The organism is Cesiribacter andamanensis AMV16 (assembly GCF_000348925.1).
Taxonomy (GTDB): Bacteria; Bacteroidota; Bacteroidia; order Cytophagales; family Cyclobacteriaceae; genus Cesiribacter; species Cesiribacter andamanensis.
Genome location: NZ_AODQ01000182.1, coordinates 1 through 6,957, shown reverse-complemented (window position 1 = coordinate 6,957; position 6,957 = coordinate 1). Strand labels below are relative to the sequence as shown.

At 52.3% G+C, this 6,957-nt stretch carries 5 protein-coding genes and 1 pseudogene; 2 read left to right on the top strand and 4 right to left on the bottom strand.

Annotated features, from left to right (window positions below; genetic code table 11):
- Positions 1-163: 163 nt before the first annotated feature.
- Positions 164-901 (bottom strand): FKBP-type peptidyl-prolyl cis-trans isomerase, encoded by a 738-nt coding sequence (locus tag ADICEAN_RS23635; RefSeq protein WP_009197433.1) that lies wholly within the window; start codon positions 899-901, stop codon positions 164-166.
- Positions 902-966: 65 nt separating this feature from the next.
- The gene (locus ADICEAN_RS19730) at positions 967-2,529 is read right to left on the bottom strand and encodes an AbgT family transporter (protein ID WP_009197432.1); all 1,563 of its coding nucleotides are present in this window, start codon (positions 2,527-2,529) and stop codon (positions 967-969) included.
- Positions 2,530-2,809: 280 nt separating this feature from the next.
- On the opposite strand from ADICEAN_RS19730, the gene ADICEAN_RS19725 reads away from it, so the two are divergent.
- Positions 2,810-3,895, top strand: a complete 1,086-nt coding sequence (locus ADICEAN_RS19725) for a Gfo/Idh/MocA family protein (protein WP_009197431.1) — start codon at positions 2,810-2,812, stop codon at positions 3,893-3,895.
- Positions 3,896-4,242: 347 nt separating this feature from the next.
- Here ADICEAN_RS19725 and ADICEAN_RS19720 read toward each other — a convergent pair whose 3' ends face one another.
- Together ADICEAN_RS19720 and ADICEAN_RS19715 are read right to left on the bottom strand one after the other, a co-directional pair.
- A complete protein-coding gene (locus ADICEAN_RS19720) occupies positions 4,243-5,223 on the bottom strand; it encodes an HNH endonuclease (protein WP_009197429.1) in 981 nt (326 codons plus the stop codon).
- A 252-nt stretch (positions 5,224-5,475) separates the two neighbouring features.
- Positions 5,476-6,581 (bottom strand): IS3 family transposase gene (locus tag ADICEAN_RS19715; protein WP_394330775.1). Its coding sequence is split into 2 segments (ribosomal slippage): positions 5,476-6,312 and positions 6,315-6,581, totalling 1,104 coding nucleotides; the frame shifts between segments, so codons are not numbered across the junction.
- A 69-nt stretch (positions 6,582-6,650) separates the two neighbouring features.
- Between ADICEAN_RS19715 and ADICEAN_RS23440 the strand changes: the two are divergent.
- Positions 6,651-6,957: pseudogene (locus ADICEAN_RS23440) on the top strand (HNH endonuclease); the annotation flags it as partial.

Here is a 6,957-nt window from a genome sequence, read left to right as displayed (position 1 = left end):
CCCCTACCCTGCCAAGGGGGATTCGTACGATATGGATACGTTAGGTGGGAATGCCAATTCGTAGCTCATCCAACGTACTGACATCTCTGAAAGAGTTGCAGCAGTCCAACTATCCACTCGAGTGATTACCCTCTGTGTTATACTACACGCAAGGTTTCTACCTCTACTCCACCTTCAGCAGTTCTACCTCAAAGATGAGGGTGGCATAGGGGGGAATGTCGTTGCCGGCGCCCCGCTCGCCATAGGCCAGCTCGGCGGGGATGAACAGGGTCCACTTGGCGCCTTCTTTCATCAGCTGCAGGGCTTCCGTCCAGCCCGGAATGATCTGGCTTACGCCAAAGGTAACAGGCTCGCCCCGCTCCAGGGAGCTGTCGAAGACCGTGCCATCCGTTAGCATGCCGGTGTAGTGTACCGTAACCCGGTCGTTGGGGCCGGGTGTTTTGCCGCTTCCTGCTTTAATCACCTTGTATTGCAGGCCGCTGGCGGTTTGCACCACCCCTTCTTTGGTGCGGTTCTGCTCCAGAAAAGCCCGGGCTTCTTCACGGGCCTGTGCGCTTCTGGCTTCCATCACTTGCTGCATGTAGGTTTGGATGATGGTTTCGGCTTCCTGCGGCTGCAGCTGCACCTCTCCTCCATTCAGCACATCCCGAAAGGCCAGCGAAAGAGCCTCCACATCCAGCGAATCGAAGGGCTGCTGCTGCATGTTGGTGGCAATCATTACCCCAATCGCATAGCTCACCCGGCTGTGCTCCTGGCTCAGATCGGCCTCTTTGGGTTTTTTCAGCTCGGTCAGCTCGGTTGTGAGGCGCTGCACCTGGGCTTTCAGTTCTTTTTTCGATTGCGCCAGCACTGGGCTAACAGATAGCAGGCTGAGGCAGAGCAAGAAGCTAAGGAATTTCATATAAAAGCGTTGTAATAAGGTAAATCATTGGTTTAGCGAAACAAGCAGCCTCCAGTGGCTGCGGGTTATAGCGGTACGTACTCATACGTAGACTGCAGCCCAAGGGGAATGCCCAGCATCCAGTAAATGATCAGGAAGATGGTCCAGATCAGGCCAAAGAAGAAGGTATAGGGCAGCATCATGGACACCAGCGTGCCAATGCCCGTATTTTTGACCCACTTCTGGCAGAACACCACAATGAGCGGAAAGTAGGGCATCAGGGGCGTGATGATGTTGGAGACCGAATCGCCCACCCGGTAGGCGGCCTGCGTCAGGTCGGGCGAGATGCCCACCTGCATCAGCATGGGCACCATGATGGGGGCGATCAGGGCCCATTTGGCCGAAGCCGAGCCGATAAAGAGGTTTACAAAGGCCGTCAGGAACACAATGCCCACAATGGTAACCTGCCCGGGCAGGGCCATGCTTTTAAGAAAATCCGCCCCTTTCAGGGCCAGCAGGGCGCCCAGGTTGGAGCGGCCAAAGGCATCAATGAAGAGCGCACAGAAAAAAGCCATCACAATGTAATAGCTCATGCTCTTCATCGACTTGGTCATGCTGGCAATCACATCCCGCCCTCCTTTAAAGGTGCCGGACATCAGGCCGTAGACTACGCCCGGAATCAGGAAGATGATCATGATCCAGGGCACAATGGAGCGCATCAGCGGGGCAGTAAAGGCCGTCAGCTCCCCCTGCTCCGAGCGCAGGGCCGAATCCTGGGGCCAGGCCCAGAAAAAGAGCACCAGCAAGCAAGCCAAAATAGCCAGGTTGGCCACCCAGAACGCCCGCTTTTCCCGGGGCGAAAGCGTATCCATGGTGGGAATGTCTTCCATATCGCCATCCAGAGCCACCCCCTTCAGGCGGGGGGCCACAATGCGCTCGGTAATGTACCAGCCCAGCAGTACGATCAGCAGCGTGGAAGCCGAGGTAAAGAACCAGTTATTGAGGGGATTGAGCTGGATGTTGGGGTCGATGATCTGGGCGGCCGACTGGGTAAAGCCCTGCAGCAGCGGATCGATGCCCGAGGGGATAAAGTTGGCGCTAAAGCCGCCGGATACGCCCGCAAAGGCCGCCGCAATGCCCACCAGCGGATGGCGGCCGGCCGCATAAAAGATCACCCCGCCCAGCGGGATCACCAGCACATAGCCCGCATCGGTGGCCGTATGCGACACCAGCGCAATGAGGATCAGCATGGGGGTGAGCAGCATTTTGGGCGTTACGGTCAGCATACTTTTCAGGCCGGCATTGATGTAGCCCGCATGCTCGGCCACCCCTACCCCCAGCATGGCCACCAGCACTATGCCCAGGGGGGCAAAGCTGGTAAAGGTCGTCACCATATTGGCCAGGAAAGCGGCCAGCGCACCGCCCTGCAGCAGGTTGTTCACCACAATGGGTGCACCTGAGCGGGGGTCAATTTCCGAAAAGGAGAAGCCCGACAGCAGGGCCGACAGGACCCAGATGGCGATCATTAGCACAAAGAAGAGAATGGCCGGATCGGGCAGCTTGTTTCCGGCCCGTTCGATCACATCCAGAAATTTGTTGACCAGTCCCCCCTTGGGGCTGGCGGCAGGAGAGGCAGTTGGCTGAGGCATGAGGCTGAATTTGGCCCCAATATATGGAGTTAAATGGATAGCAGACAAAAAAAGGGGGGTGCTGTGAAAACAATTCGCTGCCGGCAGGTTGCCATCTCATAGGTCCCCTTGAATAATGGCGTCATCCCCATACGGGTAGGGGCCTTCCTCTGGGGATTACTTATAGTCCAATATGCGGCAGCTGTGGTCTGGCATCACTTCTCTTAAACGTACATTCGTTCATGAATTTTGCTAACTTGGCCGTAGCCCCCATTGTTCATTTTTTATAATCCACTAAGGCATGAAATACCTACTGGCAGCCCTTTTTTGTCTAGTCTCTTTTTCACCAACCTATGCCCAATCCCCTATGAGAATAGCACTAGCAGGTTTAAGCCATGGTCATGTAGACTGGTTTTTTAACCGGCCTGGTAAAAGTGACAATGTACTGGTGGGGATTTATGAGACGGATCAGGCCCTGGTGAACAGGTATGCCAGGCGCTATAATCTGGACCGTAAGCTGTTTTTTAGCGACCTGAACACCATGTTGGACCAGGTAAAGCCGGAAGCCGTTTCTGCCTTTGGCCCCATCAGTGAGCATATTACGGTAGTGAGAGCCTGCGCCCCCCGGAAAATACATGTGATGGTAGAAAAGCCGCTGGCGACCACCTTTGCCGACGCCCGGGAAATGCAGGCCCTTGCCCGGAAACATGCCATTCAGGTACTCACCAATTTTGAAACCTCCTGGTATGCCAGCAATCAGCATGTGAATCAGCTGCTGGAAGGGGGTAAGCTGGGCGAACTCCGGAAAGTACTGGTAAACGACGGGCACCAGGGGCCTAAAGAGCTTGGCGTAAGCGAGGAGTTTCTGGAGATTCTGACAGATCCTGCAAAAAGTGGTGCCGGGGCCTTATTTGATTTTGGCTGTTATGGTGCCAACCTGATGACCTGGCTCCTGAAAGGCGAAAAGCCCCTTTCTGTAACTGCGGTTACCCATCAGAATAAGCCCCATATTTATAAACAGGTAGATGATGAAGCGAGCATCATCCTGCAGTATCCCAAGGCACAATGCATTATCCAGGCCTCGTGGAACTGGACCTTTCCCCGCAAGGATATGGAGGTCTATGGCACCACCGGCTATGCCCTTGCCGTAGATGCCAGCACGGTGCGGCAGCGGTTGGCCGAAAACGCTCCTGAAGACGTAGTGGCGCTACCCCCCCGCCCCGATCCCTACACCGACCCTTTTTCCCTATTCGCTTCGGTGGTAAAAGGCCAGCTAAAACTGGATGCCCATGACCTGTATGGGCTGCCCGTTAATGTAACGGTCGTAGAAATTCTAGAAGCAGCAAAAGAATCTGCCCGCCTGAACAAAACCGTTTTCTTACAGTAAGGCAGCCCCTTGTTGCTCCTACCCTTCAAGTACCATACCCCATCATATGTTAATCTTGCAAAGGGCTGTTCGGCATGATAATTTTTGCGGTATGGCCTACAATCGTTAAGAAGTGATGTTAGTGGATCTTTGATCTCCTGAAAGGTTACTTGATAAGTTCTTTTCATAAGGAGCGGCTAATCGTAAGTGTTTTTCACAGACCATAAGCGTTTTTCAGGGGAGGCCGGCAACGTAACTATGCAATTTGGCCTCTGCAACGCGGGGATAGAGAAGGAGGATGCGGAGATTACGCCCCTTATCCTCCGCAAAAGTGCGGAGAATCCCAAGGCCCTCCCCCTGCCCCCTCCTTAGCGGAGGAACACCCGTTCCCGGTGATAGGCCAGATTCTCCTGCGCCGGATACCAGCTGGCATTTTGTGGCAGCAGCACCTGTTTTCCCCTGAACTGGGCTATTCCATAGGGCGATGCCTCCGCCTCCACAAAATGAGGGGAGAGCAGCAGGCGGTACTCATCATCCAGGCTGATCAGCCCCCGGTCGAAAGCCCGGTGCAGGTTGGGGCATAGGGCAATGCCGTTGGTGGCTGTATCGTCATGGCTCAGGCTCCAGGGCTTGATATGGCAGCCATCGATCATGGAAATGTTTTGGGTGGCTTCTACCCGCAGGCCGGAGATGGCGCAGGTATGGCCGTAGAGGTTGGCGATTACTTTTTTAAAGGCGCCATCTCGTACAAAAGTTTCCTCTTCCAGTTCTTCCCGGCTGAGCTGCCGCTGCAGCTCCTGGTATTTGGTCTGGTAGAGCTGGGGAGATTCCTGCAGCATTTCTGCCTCCAGCTGAAAGAGGTAGGGGGTGGCGGGCTGTAGCTGAGCATCCGCATAGTCCTTAAAGTAAGTTTCTAAAAGCAGCATGCGCAGCAGCGCACGGTTTTCCGGATCCTGCAGCAGCAGAAAAAGCTCACCATCCAGCTCCGCCCAGGCAACGGCCGCCTGCAGGCTACCAAAGCTTTTAATGGAGTGTGAAGCGGTTAGGGCCAGTTCATGCCCGGGCTTGATCATCAGGTGCCAGAAACCCTCGGACCGCAGGTGATAAAAGGGCAGTGCAAAGTTGGGCGTATGTGGTGTTGTGACCAGTTGCCGCCAGAAATCCTTAAAGGTGCTTACCAGCTCAGGGGTGATATAGATCCTGTTTTGCAGAAGCTGACCCGTATGGATCAGATGCAGCATGCTCAGCAGCAGGACTGGTTTATGGGGTGCGCCTCCATAGGCATGCGCTCTTTTCAGCTTTGTAAAAGCCTTGCTGTAGAAAGAGAGATGCTTTTGGGAGTGGGGCATGGGTTAAGTTGCTCCAGAACTGGTTGGTGACAGCCTGACGTAGCAAGTGCTACAAATATTCCCAAGTATAAGAAAATACTTGCAGTCAATCTTAAATCTTGTGTTATTATACCTTAAATGAGGCAACGCATTATCCATCATTAAGTACCTGTTAGAAATCTTTAAGCTTAACCCCCTTGAGGGCTTCCTAAATCTTGTATCCATTAGGTGGACCCCAAGCATAGGACAGCATTGGGATAGTTTTAAGTTGAATTAAGCAGCCATGTTATAGATGCTTTCTGGGGTCTTATAGTCCAGCGACTGGTGCAGTCTTTCCTGGTTGTAAAATAGGAAGTATTGCTTCAAGCCTTGGTAAAGATTCTGACAGGATTCAGGCCTCTGCAGGTAAAGGTATTCATACTTTACACTTCTCCACAGCCTTTCTACAAAGATGTTATCAATGGCCCTTCCTTTACCGTCCATGCTGATTTGGATGCTGTGCTGCTTGAGAATCTCTGTAAAGGCATCGCTGGTAAATTGGCTGCCCTGGTCAGTGTTGAAAATCTCAGGCTTACCTATTTGCAGAGCCTCCTTCAGAACTCTACAGCAGAAGTCGGTATCCATGCTGTTAGACAGGCCCCAACTGATGACTTTTCGGCTATAGAGATCCACCACGGCCATCAAGTACATGAAACCTGTAGGCATAGGAACATATGTCAGATCCGTTGCCCACACCTGATTGATGCTTTCGATCTTCAAGTTCCTGAGCAGGTAAGGGTAAATCTTGTGGCCCTGCATCGGTTTGCTGGTATTGGGCTTTGGCCCAACGGCCTGTATACCCATGAGTTGATAGAGCCGCTGGATACGTTTTCTGTTTACCTCATAGCCCCGAAGCTTTAGTTCTTTGGCCATCTTACGGCTGCCATAGAAGGGGTACTTCAGGTAGAGTTTATCGATTTCCTCCATGAGCCGTAGGTTCTCTTCATCAGCTTTTGCAGGCTGGTAATAGAACACCGATCTGGACAGGCCCACAAGCTTACACTGCCTGCTAATGCTCAAAGTAGGATGATCCACATCAATCATGGTTCTTTTTTCAACCACAGGCTTTGCTAGACTCTTTTTTTTAGAAAATCTACCTCTACCTTCAGCCTGCCAATTTCCTCGTAAAGCTTGCCTGTATCCACAGACTCCTGTTGCTTCTTCTTGCCTTGAGCAAATACACTGGCAGAGTTCAGCAGAAACTCCTGCTTCCAGGCGGAAATCTGATTGGGGTGTAACTCGAATTTGTGAGCCAGCTCCTGAAGGGTTTGCTGTTCTTTTAGCGCCTCAATGGCTACCTTGGCTTTGAACTCGGCAGAAAATGATCTTCGCTTTTGCATAGGTTAACAATTTAATGGTTTTTACACTTTAAATCGCTGTCCTATTTTCGGGGTCCATTATACCAGCCTATGAAAGCAGGACAGAAACTTTGGACAAGAGAAGAGCTTATCCTTGCCATTAATTTGTATTGTAAGCTTCCATTCGGAAAGCTGCACAGAAATAATCCTGAAGTGATCCGGCTAGCTGGCCTGTTAGGAAGAACCTCTAATTCGATAGCGTACAAATTGGTGAATTTTGCCAGTCTTGATCCAAGCCTGCAAGCCCGAGGCATCAAGGGGGCTTCCAATACCAGCAAATTGGACAAGGAAATATGGGAGGAGTTTTCTACCAACTGGGATGTTCTCCCCTACGAGAGTGAGAGATTAAGGGCTGAAC